Raw genomic sequence first — 12,493 nt, forward strand, 5'->3', positions numbered from 1 at the left:
CGAGGATTCGCCCATGTTTAAAGTCAACGAGTACTTCGACGGCACCGTCAAGTCGATCGCTTTCGGCACTGCAGAAGGTCCGGCGACCATCGGCGTCATGGCCCCGGGTGAATACGAGTTCGGTACCGCCCAGCGTGAAATCATGCACGTGGTGTCAGGCGCACTGACCGTCAAGCTGCCAGACAGCACCGACTGGGAAACCTTCGCCGCCGGCAGCCAGTTCAACGTGCCCGCCAACAGCAAGTTCCAGCTGAAAGTCGCCGTCGACACCGCCTACCTGTGCGAATACCGCGGCTAAACGTTCGATAGCCGAAAAAAAATGCCCGTCTCGCGAGAGACGGGCATTTTTTATTGCACGGGCGGTTACTCGAGGATCGTCACCGGCATGCCGACTTCCAGGCGACCCACGCCATCGTTGACCAGGTTCTGCCCGAACATCACATCACCCTCTTGTTCGCGGTAGGTCTTGAGCGTGGCCAAGGGTTCGCGGTCGGCACTGCGCTCGCCGCTCGCCGGGTCAATGGTGGTCAGGATGCAGCGTGAGCAGGACTTGACCACCCGAAACTCCACATCGCCGATTCGCACGCGTTTCCAGCCATCTTCGGCAAAGGCTTCGCTGCCCTCGATCACCAGGTTGGGACGAAAGCGCAGCATCTCCATGGGCCGGCCGACCCGCCGGGACAGGTCATCCAGGGACGCCTGGCCAATCAGCAGCAACGGAAAGCCATCGGCAAACGCGACCTTGTCATCATCCTTGCCGTAACCGGCCTCGGTAGTGCGCGCACGCGCCAGCGGCACTTGCACCAGGCGTGTGGGTTTGCCGATGAATTCGCTGAGCCAGGCACCTGCTGCATCACCGGCATCCGGCACGCGCAAGGTGTCGCGCCAGATGGTCACACCGCGCAACTCGGCATCGCTGCCGGGCAGTGGCACGTCGAGGGCGGGCAGCCCTTCGGCGCTCAACGTCAGGCCACCGACGCTGTTCCACAGCGCCGACAACTGGCTCATTTTTGCCACCGCCCGCTGGGTCAGGAAACGCCCGCTGGCTTCGTCCACCAACATCCAGCGTCGATCCCCGTCAAGCCCGAGTGCATCAAGGCCGATCTGCTGCAAGGTTTCACCCTTGCCAGACTTCAAGGGGTATCGGTACAACGCGCTGAGACGAAGCATGGGCCTGCATTCCTGAGGGACAAAGCCGTCACCCTAAGCTCAAGCCGGGACTTCGTCCAGCATCAGACGCTGACGAACCACGTCCACCAACTTGTCAGGCTGGAACTTGGAGAGGAAGTTGTCGCAACCGACCTTCTTCACCATCGAATCGTTGAAGCTGCCGGACAACGAGGTGTGCAATACCACGTACAGGCTGCGCAGGCGTGGGTCGTTGCGAATCTCGGTGGTCAGGCGGTAGCCGTCCATCTCGGGCATTTCGGCGTCGGTGAAGATCATCAACAGTTTGTCGGTCATCACCTGGCCACTGTCGGCCCAGGCCTTGAGCATGTTCAGGGCCTTGAGGCCGTCGCTGGCAATGTGCATTTTCACCCCCAGTTGGCCGAGGGTGTCACGCAGTTGCGAGAGGGCCACGTTAGAGTCATCCACCAGCAGCACTTCGCGGCCACGGGCACGCTCCAGCACCGGGTCTTCGAGTTTCTCGCGGGAGACCTTGGCGTTGTAGGGCACGATTTCGGCGAGGACTTTTTCCACGTCGATGATTTCCACCAACTGGTCATCGACCTTGCTGATGGCCGTCAGGTAATGCTGGCGCCCGGCACTGGCCGGTGGTGGCAGGATCGCCTCCCAGTTCATGTTGACGATGCGGTCTACGCCACCGACCAGGAAGGCCTGCACCGAGCGGTTGTATTCGGTGACGATAATGGTGCTGTTGGGCCCCGGAATCAGCGGGCGCATGCCAATGGCCTGGGACAGGTCGATCACCGGCAGCGTCTGGCCACGCAGGTTGACCACGCCACAGACAAACGGATGACGCTGGGGCATGAGGGTCAACTTGGGCAGTTGCAGCACTTCCTGCACCTTGAACACGTTGATCGCGAACAGCTGCCGCCCGGCCAGGCGAAACATAAGGATCTCCAGGCGATTCTCACCCACCAATTGTGTGCGTTGATCTACCGTGTCGAGAATGCCGGCCATTAAAGACTCCTGGGTTGAGCGGATGGATAGTGCTGGTCACTGAAGGAGGTTATCGGCCGTAAATGCCGGACCTTGACCCCTATTAAAATGCCATGCAAATCCATTGATGTCACACTGATATCATGCTTTACTGAGCCAGCTTCAACGCAAGGCCCTTCACCACCGCCGCGTGACCACAAAGTCAGCGCGAGGTTCCCCCATGTAAGGGATTCCCCTATCCACAATCAGGACCAACCTGATATTCGCGATATCTAATAGCCATTAATGTGACGCCATTCTCATTGCATGAATGGAGTCAGGCTTTTGTTTGCTATCGCAAGCCCTCGGCCCACGGGTCGTCCACAGACTTATGTCTTGGCAACCGAAGAAGTTATGCGAATGGCCCTGAAGATGATGGGGGGTTCGGACGAGCGCGGGCGTCATTCAAATAAATGCCCTACTGAAAAGTCGGAACCAACCTACAGATCTTCGTCATATTTCAGCAGTACTTTTAAGCCATTCACCCGGTGCGACATCTCATTATCCGACCGTATGTTGTGGAGACTTGCATGATGAACGACGGCAAAGAGTGGCAACTTGCACTTCCCGAGTTCCTCCTTGAGGCTGAAATGCTGCTGGCCAAGTCCCAGGAATGCTTGAGCCACCTGCACTTGATCCGTAACGACAGCGACGCCATCGACTGCATGAAAAGCAGCCTGATCAAGCTCGCGGAAAAGTCCGACGCCCTTGCGCTGCGGGCCATCGGCGAATTTTCCCGGCATGTGCAGTACCTGATCGCCAATGCCGCCAGCCCGTTGCAACTACACGACGAGGCACTGGACGCGCTGAATGCTTGCCTGACCTTGCTCGCCTGGCAACTGGAGTTGATCGACGCCAAAACCGGCAAACTGGGCCTGGATGAAACGGAACAAACCGTGTTGATTGCCACTGTGGTGCAGCACATCCCGCAAAGCGACTTTGGTTATAAGCAACAACGCAGCATGCCTTACGCGATTTGAATATCCTTCGCATTTAACCGCAAAAAACGTCGTATTCAATGGCCGACATATCCAAAAACGACAGCAGCAACTAACCCTGCATGACGTCGTCGTTAGCAGAAAAATATCAATAAGCCACTAACGACAATACCGATACAAAACAACTTCAATGATACAACTCCCCGCCTATTTGAACTCCGGGACTACCTCCCGGGGCGCTGCCGTGATTAATAACCCTCATCCCGCTCGGCGAAAGGCGACCAACGGTAATAGTGGTGGTACCATGCCCCGCTCGAAGTGACTCAACTTCATGATGCATATAAACGTGAAATGCGCCTCCTATGTACGCCAGCCTGAAGTCACTCATCGCAAGGTCCGTGTCCCGAAGCAATGCACGCTGGATGACCCTCGCGCTATGCCTGTGCTCGTGCCTGCTCAGCCTGTGGGCTTATGCACACTCGGCCGATCTCCCTTTGGCCCTGCTGTGGGTGAACCTGGCCACCCTGTTGGTGGTAGGCCTGCAACAGTGGCGCTCACGCAAGTCCATCAAGTTCCAGCCCCAGGAACTGGCCGACCGCCTGCTGCAGGTGCAGGAAAACGAGCGTCATCGCCTGAGCCGCGAACTGCACGACGATATCGGCCAGCTGTTGACCGCCGCCAAGCTGCAAAGTGAATGGCTCAAGCGTCGTTTGCCGGAAGACTTGCAGGGCCATTGCGCCGTGCTGTGCAACACCTTGAACGAAACCCTGGCCAAGGTGCAGGACGTGTCGGCCATCCTCAACCCCCGGCAGCTGGCGAGCCTGGGGCTGGAGGCGAGCCTGCGGGCGCACCTGCTCAAGACCCTGGAAAACACCCGGGTCAGCTGGAGCCTGGAATGCCATCAACGGCTGACCGGCATCCCGGAAGAGATGGCCGTCGCCGCCTTTCGGATTACCCAGGAAGCCGTCACCAACATGCTGCGCCATGCCCAGGCACGTAACCTGCTGGTGCGCCTGCAACGCCTGCCTGAAGGCCTGTCGCTGTTTATCAGCGATGACGGCCAGGGCTTTTCGCCCGCCATCAACCCCGCCCAGGAAGGCCAGCGGGGCATGGCCGGGATGTCCGAGCGGATTGATCAACTGGGCGGCACATTGTCCGTCAATAGCCAGCCAGGCTTTGGGACAAGGATCGAAGCGCTTTTCCCCTGGGCGCCCCGCGCCCTCGAACGGGCCAACCCCCATAAGGTTCTAGAGTGACGTGCAACTTACTCCTGGTGGATGACCACTCCCTGATCAGGGCCGGCGTGCGTGCGCTGGTCATGGATATTCCCGGCTACGCAGTGGTCGGCGAAGCCAGCGATGGCGCGCAGCTGCTGGAGCGATTCGACGCGCTGCAACCCGACATCGTGCTGCTTGACCTGTCGATGAAACACACCGGCGGCCTCGACGCGCTGAAGGAGCTCAAGCGCGCCTACCCAAAGAGCAAAGTGTTGATCCTGTCGATGCACACCGACCCGGAACTGATCATGTGCGCCCTGGAGTCCGGCGCCCATGGCTACCTGCTCAAGGACACCACGGCCAATGAGCTGGAACACGCGCTCCTGGCCTTGCGCAACAACGAACGCTACTTGAGCCCGGCCATTGCCCATACGGTGATCAACCAGGCGCTGGTGCGCAATCAGGCCCAGCCCAACCCGCCACCCCACAGCCACAACCTGACGGCACGCCAGCTGGAAATCCTGCGCTTGATCGTGCGCGGCAAATCCACCCGGGAAATCGCCAATGGCCTGGGCTTGAGCATCAAGACCGTGGAAGCCCACCGTTCGCAGATCATGAAGCGCCTGCAGATTTTCGATGTGGCGGGCCTGGTGTTGTTCGCCGTGCGCGAGCAGATCATCAGCCTGGACGATTAGTCAGCAACGGCGAATCCTCCGGCAAGTGCACCCGCAACGCCTGGGGCAAGGCCGAGAAATGCAGGTCGTCGCCCTGCAGTGGTTCGCCATCCAGGTTGATCGCCAACCCTTCGGCCACTTTGATCTCGACCCACGGCAACCGCGCCCGCACAAACATGTTGTCCAGGCCCCAGCCGTCCGTCATCAGGTTGCGCAGGGTGCCGACCACTTCCTGGGGCGCCGGCAATATGCTGATGTCCAGCAAACCATCATCGGCCAGCGCATCGGGGCACAACACATGGCCGCCACCGGCCTGGCGCCCGTTACCGATGCCCAATGCCAGCAACTCGCCACGCCAATGAAAGTCAGGCCCCTGCAATTCACCGTAGGCCGCGCGCAACTCGCTGAAACGTGACAGCCCGGTAAACAGGTACGCGGCGCCACCGAGGACTTTTTTCAGGTCTTCGGAGGTGTTGGCGGTGACCTGGCTGCCAAACCCGCCAGTGGCCATATTCAGGAAGATCTGCCCGCCCACCTCGCCCAGGTCGATAGCCCGGGCCGGCACATCCAGCAGGTCCAGGGCCTGTTCAGGCTCCAGCGGCACGCCGGCGGCGCGGGCAAAATCGTTGGCGGTACCGAGGGGCATCAGCACCAGGCTGGCCTCGGTTTTGGCCCGGGCCATGGCCTCGGCCACATCCCGCAGGGTGCCATCTCCGCCGCCGGCAATCAGCCGCGTGTAGCCATCGGCCAGGGCCTGCTCGACAAAGCGCTGGGCATCACCGCCTTCCCACGTCACCCGCACGGCCAGTTCCCAACCCTGCTCGCGCTTGCCCTGCACCGCCGCCCGCACCTGCTCGTTGAGGGCTTGCTTGCCGTGCAGAATCAACAGTGCCTTGGGTGTGCTCATGGATGAATGCTCCTGGGTTTAAGGGTTCCTGAGGGATGTTGACCGTGGCCAATCGAAAAAAAGCCATCGGGTGTAGAAATTAACCGGGATTTGTAGCGTTTCTGACACTGATCAACGTGCACTTCGCAAAATCGACCTAGACTTATACCCATCCCCCATCCGACAAGGCCGTCGCCCCATGATCACCATGTCCGCCTTCCACTCCATGCTCATCCCCATCCTGACCGGCATGATCCTCCTGGCCATCGGCTTCAACTTTCGCGACAAAGCCATTGGCGTGTTCGGCATGTGGATCGGCATGCTGCTGATCCTCGGCACCGTGGTGTACAAGATCCTCGCCAAACTCGCTGAATGACAATCTCACTCGCATTGCACATGACGGCCTCGTACACTCGGTCAATTCGTCGTTTTTAAGGTTGACCGCCTCGTGCTTGCCCGTCTGTTTGCCCTGCCTTGCTGCCTGTTTATCTGCCTGCTGACCCTGCTGCCCATGGCGCCTGCCCACGCCGTGAGCCTGCCGGGGCTGTTGGGCAGCACCAACAAAACCCAGCCGCAAGCCGACGTCCCGCTGGGCCAGTCCCTGGACGAGGTGATCAAGACCCTGGAAAACGACCAGCAGCGCACCAAGCTGCTGACTGACCTGAAAAAGCTCCGGGAAACCACACAAAAGGCCCAGCCCGCCGCCGAACTCGGCGTGCTCGGCTTGATCGGTGGCACCCTGTCCAGCCTGGAACAACAGTTCTCCGGTGCCGACAGCCCGATCAATCGCTGGTCCAGCGAGTTCGACCTGGCCAAGGACGAACTTACCGCACTGATGCTGCCGGCCAGCGAATGGCTGCCGATCATCTTTGCGTTTGCCATGATCCTGATGCTCTGGAGCCTGCTGGCTGCCGTGCTGATCTGGCTCAGCCACCGGGTGCGCGAGCGCTTCGGCCTGACCGAAGAACTGCCCCAACACCCCAAGACCTGGGACCTGCTGCGCTTTGCCCTGCGCAAGCTCGGCCCGTGGCTGATCGCGCTGGTGATCACCGTCTACATGAGCTACGCACTGCCCTCGTCCCTCGGCAAGTCCCTGGCGATGGTGCTGGCCTACGCGCTGGTGGTGGGCACCTGTTTCTCGGCGATCTGCGTGGTCGCGTTTTCCGTGCTGGACGGTCCGCACCGCCACCGCGCCCTGTACATCCTGCGGCACCAGGCCTTCCGCCCGCTATGGCTGATCGGCAGCTTTGCCGCCTTTGGCGAAGCCGTCAGCGACCCGCGCCTGGCCGAAAGCCTGGGCCAGCATTTGTCCCATGTCGCCGCGACCATCGCCAATGTCATGGCAGCGCTGTCCACCGGCGTGTTCATCCTGCGTTTCCGCCGGCCCATCGCGCACCTGATCCGCAACCAGCCGCTGTCCCGCCGCCTGACCCGCCGCGCCCTGAGCGACACCATCGAGATCGTCGGCAGCTTCTGGTATCTGCCGGCATTGCTGCTGGTGGGCATCTCGCTGTTCGCCACCTTCGTCTCCGCCGGCGACACCAGCACCGCCTTGCGCCAGTCGTTGTTGTGCACGGTGTTGCTGGTGCTGTGCATGGTGATCAACGGGCTGGTGCGCCGCCATTCCCTCAAGCCACAACGTGGGCACAAGCGCCATGCGCTGTACTCCGATCGCCTGAAAAGCTTCGTCTACACCCTCGCTCACCTGGTGGTGTGGCTGGTGTTTATCGAACTGGGCCTGCGGGTCTGGGGCCTGTCGCTGATCCGCTTTACCGAAGGCGACGGCCATGAAATCAGCGTCAAGCTGTTCGGCCTCGCGGGCACCTTGCTGTTCGCGTGGCTGATCTGGATCCTCAGCGACACGGCCATCCACCACGCCCTCACCCGCTCGCGCAAAGGCCTGGCCAATGCGCGGGCACAGACGATGATGCCGTTGATTCGCAACGTGCTGTTCGTGACCATCTTCATCATCGCCGCCATCGTCGCCCTGGCGAACATGGGCATGAACGTCACACCACTGCTGGCGGGTGCCGGTGTGATCGGTTTGGCCATCGGTTTTGGCGCGCAGTCGCTGGTGGCGGATTTGATCACCGGCCTGTTCATCATTATCGAAGACTCCCTGGCGATTGATGACTACGTGGACGTCGGCGGCCACCTGGGCACCGTGGAAGGCTTGACCATCCGTACGGTGCGCCTGCGGGACATCGACGGCATCGTGCACACGATTCCGTTCAGTGAAATCAAAAGCATCAAGAACTACTCCCGGGAGTTCGGCTACGCGATCTTCCGGGTGGCGATTCCGTACAACATGGAAATCGACGACGCCATCAAGCTGATGCGCGACGTCGGGCAGAAGATGCGCAACGACCCGCTGCAGCGGCGCAACATCTGGTCGCCGCTGGAGATTCAGGGTGTAGAAAGTTTCGAGTCCGGCAGTGCGATTCTTCGCGCCCGCTTCAAGACCGCGCCGATCAAGCAGTGGGAGGTTTCGCGGGCATTCAACCTGTCGCTCAAGCGTCACCTGGATGAGGCCGGGCTGGACCTGGCCACCCCACGCTTGAGCGTGCAAGTGGTGACGGCGGCGGGAGGCGTGCAGGAGAAAGAATAAACGCTGCCCGGACGACGTCAGGATCAACAACAATAATCATGGAGAGTCCTTATGCGTTTGACCGGTCTTACACACCAATGGGTATTCGGCCTGCTGTGCGGTGTCGCCAGCAGCGCGGTCATCGCCGCCAGCAGCGGCCAGGACAGTGCCCGTGAAACCATCGCCGCCCAGGCGAAAGTGCTGGAACCGGCCTTGCTGGAAACCCGGCGCGACATCCACGCCCATCCTGAACTGGGCAACACCGAACATCGCACCGCGGAGCTGGTGGCCACGCAACTGCGGGAAATGGGGCTGGAGGTCAAGACAGGCGTTGCCCGCACGGGCGTAGTCGCCGTCCTCAAAGGCGCCCTGCCAGGCCCGACCGTTGCCTTGCGCGCCGACATGGATGCGCTGCCGGTCAAGGAGGTTTCCGGCCTGCCTTTCGCCTCGAAGGCCAAGGGTGTGTACCTCGATAAAGAAGTCGACGTGATGCACGCCTGCGGCCACGACGCCCACACTGCCATCCTGCTGAGCACGGCGAAAATCCTCACTGGCATGCGTGATCGCCTGCCGGGCACCGTGGTGTTTTATTTCCAGCCGGCTGAAGAAGGCCCGAGCGACTTTATCCCCGACGGCAAGAACACCTGGGGCGCGAAAATGATGGTGCAGGAAGGCGTGATGAAATCGCCCAAGCCGGATGCGGTGTTTGGCCTTCACGTGTGGGCCGGGGTGCCTGCGGGGCAGATCGCCTATCGGCCGGGGCCGACCCTGGCCAGCTCGGATGACCTGCGGATCAAGATCCTCGGCAAACAGACCCATGCCGGGCGGCCGTGGGATGGGATCGACCCGATTACCGTGGGCGCGCAGACGATTGTGGGGCTGCAGACGGTGGTCAGCCGGCGAACCGATATTTCTTCGTTCCCGGCGGTGGTCAGTATCGGCACCATCAACGGTGGCACGCGGTACAACATCATTCCCGAGTCGGTGGATATGAGTGGGACCATTCGGTCCTACGACTATGGCATTCGCCAGAAGCTGCATGCGGATGTGCGCCAGACCGTCGAGAAAATCGCCGAGAGTGGTGGGGCCAAGGCTGAGGTTACGATCATTGAGAAGTACGATCCGACCATCAACAACCCGGCGCTGACCGAGAAGATGCTGCCGAGTTTGCGTTGGGCGGCGAATGGCGACGTAGTGAATGCCCCGTTGGTGGGAGGGGCTGAGGACTTTTCGTTTTACGCCAAGGAAGCGCCGGGGTTGTTTGTGTTTCTGGGGGTGACGCCTAGGGATCAGGACATGAGCAAGGCGGCGCCGAATCATAATCCGGGGTTCTTTGTGGATGAGTCGGCGTTGGTGGTTGGGGTTCGGACGTTGGCTTCGTTGGCGACTGATTATTTGTATGCCAATGCGGGGGATTGAGGGCATATCCGTTATCTAGGTTATGGCCACTATTGGTTCCGCTCTTACAGCGGCTCACTTTTGAACAGCGCAAAAGTAAGCAAAACGCTCTTGCCCCACCACTCGGCACCTCGCTAATGCTCGGTGTGCCCTCTCTCCGGTACTACTCCGCGGGCCGCCGCGACGGGGCGTCCCTGCCCCGTCGCGGCTAAACCGGCGTCCTGCCGGTTTACCCGCTCCGTACTACCTGCGTTCGGCCAGCGTGGTTTAACGGGGCGCCTAAGATCAAGATCAAAAGCAGATCAAGAACACAGCGGCCTACAGGCCGGCTTGAGTGGTGTGAAGCAAAGGCAACATCAAGATCAAAATCTACAGCGGGCACGGTCAAATGTGGGAGCTGGCTTGCCTGCGATGGCATCAACTGGGTGTACCTGAAAAACCGAGGTGTCTGCATCGCAGGCAAGCCAGCTCCCACACAAAAGCAGAGCTGCATCAGTTTCAGATTTGGTTTTCGCTTTGGCTTTTGCTCTGGCTTCTACCACTCAAGCCGGCCTGTAGGCCGCTGTGCTGTAGATTTTGATCTGGCTCTGACTGCCCCAATAAGCCCGAGGCCGAACGCAGGGATTGAGGAGCGGGTAAACCGGCAGGACGCCGGTTTAGCCGCGACGGGGCAGGGACGCCCCGTCGCGGCGGCCCGCGGAGCAATGCCGGAGTGAGGGAACACCGAGCTTTAGCGAGGTGCCGACAGGCGGGGCAGAGCCTTTTGCTTACTTTGGGGCTTTTCCAAAGTGAGTCGCTGTAAGAGCGAAACCATAAGCCGCCGTTACCTGAATAACGGATATGTACCCTCAACCCCTAAACCCCCACACCACCCTCAATCCAACATTTTGGTTATTAATAAATAGCTTCTTATTCCTTAACGAATATATACCTCGTGCCTATACTGACCCACAACGTTAAACGCTGCAGGAGGGCACACCCATGCACAGCGAGTCGATTCGTTATCTGATCGTGCCGGGCTGGCAAGGATCGCCAGAAGATCATTGGCAAAGTCATTGGCAGAACAGCCTGCCCAACAGCGCACGCGTGGAGCAGGCCGACTGGCTCACCCCGCGTCGCGAAGACTGGGTGGCAGCACTGGCCGAAGCCATTGCCGCCGACAGCACCCCGGTGATTCTGATTGCCCACAGCCTGGGCTGCATCACCGTTGCCCATTGGGCGGCCACCGCACCGGTGCAGTTTCTGCGTCAGGTACGCGGCGCCCTGCTGGTGGCCCCGGCCGATGTCGAACGTCCCGCCTGCGCACCCGCCCTGCGTAACTTTGCGCCAATCCCCAGTGACCTGTTGCCGTTTCCCAGCCAGGTCGTCAGCTCCGACAACGACAGCGCCGTCAGCGCCACCCGCGCCCTTGAACTGGCGCGTAACTGGGGCGCCGAAGCGGGGATTCTCGCGGGCGCCGGGCACATCAATGTGAAGTCCGGCCATCAACGCTGGGAACAGGGCTTCGCCTACCTCTATCGCCTGCAAAATCGCCTGGAACATCACTCCCGGCGCCGTGCATAAAATTTTTTAAACGCCCCTTCCCCTTCGTGGATGGGGCGGGAGTCTGCCATGAGCCTGCATGAAACCTTCGGTCAGCCACTGCTGACCTTCCCCGACGCCGAAAAAAGCCCCCTGAGCATCCGGGCCAAGGCGCTGGTGTTTGTCGACCCGCGTTCGCGTCAATTGCGTGAAGACCTCGAAAACCTCGCCCCCCGTGCCTTGCCGGTGCTGATCCGCGGTGAAACCGGCAGCGGCAAGGAATTACTCGCGCGCCACATCCACCGTGGCAGCGACCGCACCGGTTTGTTTGTCTCGGTCAATTGCGGCGCCATCAGCCCGACGTACGCCGACGCCGAATTGTTCGGCTATGCCGCCGGCAGCCACAGCGGCGCGGCCAGCAGCCGGGCCGGTTGGTTTGGCTCGGCCAACGGCGGCACCTTGTACCTGGATGAAATCGGCGACTTGCCGTTGCCGATCCAGGTCAAGTTGCTGGCGGCGCTGGAAAACCACGAAGTCACCCGCGTCGGTGCCCATCAGCCAAGCCCGGTGGATGTGCGCCTGGTGGCGGCCACCAGCATCGACCTCGCCCAGGCCGTGGCGGCCGGCAAGTTCCACGAGCGCTTGTTCCATTACCTCAGCGAAGGCCAGTTGGAGTTGCCGGCACTGCGCGAGCGGGTGGGCGACATCCTGTCACTGGCAGAGTATTTCCTCGGCATCTACAGCCAGCGTCTCGACCTGCCGGTGCCGCTGATCAGCGACGAAGCCCAGCGCGTGCTGGAGCATCACAGCTGGCCCGGCAACACCCGGGAGTTGGAGAACGTGATTCACTTTGCCCTGCTGGTCAGCAGTGGCGACGAGATTCTGCCTGAGCATTTGAACCTGCCCGTGGCGGGTTCGCCTGTGGAGCAGGTGCGGCGAATTCTTGGCCACGCCAGCGCCGCCGAGGTTGAAGCCCTGAAAAGCTATCTGAAAGAACACGCTGTTTTGTAGGAGCCCGGCTTGCCGGCGATGGCGTCCTCAGGAGTATCGCAAGGCTCAAGACCGCCATCGCCGGCAAGCCGGGCTCCTACATGAACAAAATGGAATAT

The 12,493-nt window shown here is 60.8% G+C and carries 12 protein-coding genes; 9 read left to right on the forward strand and 3 right to left on the reverse strand.

Annotation, left to right across the window (positions count from 1 at the left end):
• Window positions 1-13 precede the first annotated feature (13 nt).
• Entirely contained in the window at window positions 14-298 is a 285-nt protein-coding gene (locus tag P3C29_RS14740) for a pyrimidine/purine nucleoside phosphorylase (RefSeq protein ID WP_003183665.1), read from the forward strand.
• A 65-nt stretch (window positions 299-363) separates the two neighbouring features.
• On the opposite strand, the gene P3C29_RS14745 is transcribed toward P3C29_RS14740, so the two are convergent.
• Both P3C29_RS14745 and P3C29_RS14750 read right to left on the reverse strand, forming a co-directional pair.
• Window positions 364-1,170: an MOSC domain-containing protein gene (locus P3C29_RS14745; RefSeq protein WP_201124944.1), complete on the reverse strand. Its 807-nt coding sequence runs from the start codon at window positions 1,168-1,170 to the stop codon at window positions 364-366.
• Between the two features lie 39 nt (window positions 1,171-1,209).
• Entirely contained in the window at window positions 1,210-2,145 is a 936-nt protein-coding gene (locus P3C29_RS14750) for a chemotaxis protein CheV (RefSeq protein WP_008430676.1), read from the reverse strand.
• Window positions 2,146-2,696: 551 nt separating this feature from the next.
• Between P3C29_RS14750 and P3C29_RS14755 the strand changes: the two genes are divergently transcribed.
• From P3C29_RS14755 to P3C29_RS14765, 3 genes are all read left to right on the forward strand, one after another.
• Window positions 2,697-3,143, forward strand: a complete 447-nt coding sequence (locus P3C29_RS14755) for a hypothetical protein (RefSeq protein WP_201126220.1) — start codon at window positions 2,697-2,699, stop codon at window positions 3,141-3,143.
• Between the two features lie 320 nt (window positions 3,144-3,463).
• On the forward strand, window positions 3,464-4,357 hold the full coding sequence (locus tag P3C29_RS14760; RefSeq protein WP_029615739.1) for a sensor histidine kinase: 894 nt from the start codon (window positions 3,464-3,466) through the stop codon (window positions 4,355-4,357).
• The gene (locus tag P3C29_RS14765; RefSeq protein ID WP_010166456.1) at window positions 4,354-5,013 is read left to right on the forward strand and encodes a response regulator transcription factor; all 660 of its coding nucleotides are present in this window, start codon (window positions 4,354-4,356) and stop codon (window positions 5,011-5,013) included. The genes P3C29_RS14760 and P3C29_RS14765 overlap by 4 nt, the downstream gene beginning before the upstream one ends.
• Here the strand turns inward: P3C29_RS14765 and yegS are convergent.
• Window positions 4,997-5,899, reverse strand: coding sequence for a lipid kinase YegS (yegS, locus tag P3C29_RS14770; protein WP_169385871.1), 903 nt, complete (start codon window positions 5,897-5,899; stop codon window positions 4,997-4,999). The two genes, P3C29_RS14765 and yegS, sit on opposite strands and share 17 nt — an antisense overlap.
• Before the next feature lie 178 nt (window positions 5,900-6,077).
• On the opposite strand from yegS, the gene P3C29_RS14775 reads away from it, so the two are divergent.
• From P3C29_RS14775 to P3C29_RS14795, 5 genes are all read left to right on the forward strand, one after another.
• Entirely contained in the window at window positions 6,078-6,254 is a 177-nt protein-coding gene (locus P3C29_RS14775) for a hypothetical protein (protein ID WP_010166452.1), read from the forward strand.
• 72 nt (window positions 6,255-6,326) lie between these two features.
• A complete protein-coding gene (locus P3C29_RS14780; RefSeq protein WP_010166450.1) occupies window positions 6,327-8,486 on the forward strand; it encodes a mechanosensitive ion channel domain-containing protein in 2,160 nt (719 codons plus the stop codon).
• A 51-nt stretch (window positions 8,487-8,537) separates the two neighbouring features.
• Window positions 8,538-9,884: an amidohydrolase gene (locus P3C29_RS14785; protein ID WP_275964804.1), complete on the forward strand. Its 1,347-nt coding sequence runs from the start codon at window positions 8,538-8,540 to the stop codon at window positions 9,882-9,884.
• Window positions 9,885-10,844: 960 nt separating this feature from the next.
• Entirely contained in the window at window positions 10,845-11,426 is a 582-nt protein-coding gene (locus tag P3C29_RS14790; protein WP_010168877.1) for an alpha/beta hydrolase, read from the forward strand.
• Between the two features lie 48 nt (window positions 11,427-11,474).
• A complete protein-coding gene (locus P3C29_RS14795; RefSeq protein WP_003211821.1) occupies window positions 11,475-12,395 on the forward strand; it encodes a sigma 54-interacting transcriptional regulator in 921 nt (306 codons plus the stop codon).
• Window positions 12,396-12,493 lie beyond the last annotated feature (98 nt).

This window comes from Pseudomonas sp. 1912-s, from assembly GCF_029269205.1.
Taxonomy (GTDB): Bacteria; Pseudomonadota; Gammaproteobacteria; order Pseudomonadales; family Pseudomonadaceae; genus Aquipseudomonas.

Excerpts from the sequence above, each read along its gene's own strand:
- P3C29_RS14750 (WP_008430676.1), bottom strand. The coding sequence starts at position 2,145 with ATGGCCGGCATTCTCGACACGGTAGATCAACGCACACAATTGGTGGGT.
- P3C29_RS14790 (WP_010168877.1), top strand. The coding sequence starts at position 10,845 with ATGCACAGCGAGTCGATTCGTTATCTGATCGTGCCGGGCTGGCAAGGA.
- P3C29_RS14740 (WP_003183665.1), top strand. The coding sequence starts at position 14 with ATGTTTAAAGTCAACGAGTACTTCGACGGCACCGTCAAGTCGATCGCT.
- P3C29_RS14785 (WP_275964804.1), top strand. The coding sequence starts at position 8,538 with ATGCGTTTGACCGGTCTTACACACCAATGGGTATTCGGCCTGCTGTGC.
- P3C29_RS14775 (WP_010166452.1), top strand. The coding sequence starts at position 6,078 with ATGATCACCATGTCCGCCTTCCACTCCATGCTCATCCCCATCCTGACC.
- P3C29_RS14760 (WP_029615739.1), top strand. The coding sequence starts at position 3,464 with ATGTACGCCAGCCTGAAGTCACTCATCGCAAGGTCCGTGTCCCGAAGC.
- P3C29_RS14745 (WP_201124944.1), bottom strand. The coding sequence starts at position 1,170 with ATGCTTCGTCTCAGCGCGTTGTACCGATACCCCTTGAAGTCTGGCAAG.
- P3C29_RS14795 (WP_003211821.1), top strand. The coding sequence starts at position 11,475 with ATGAGCCTGCATGAAACCTTCGGTCAGCCACTGCTGACCTTCCCCGAC.
- P3C29_RS14755 (WP_201126220.1), top strand. The coding sequence starts at position 2,697 with ATGAACGACGGCAAAGAGTGGCAACTTGCACTTCCCGAGTTCCTCCTT.
- yegS (WP_169385871.1), bottom strand. The coding sequence starts at position 5,899 with ATGAGCACACCCAAGGCACTGTTGATTCTGCACGGCAAGCAAGCCCTC.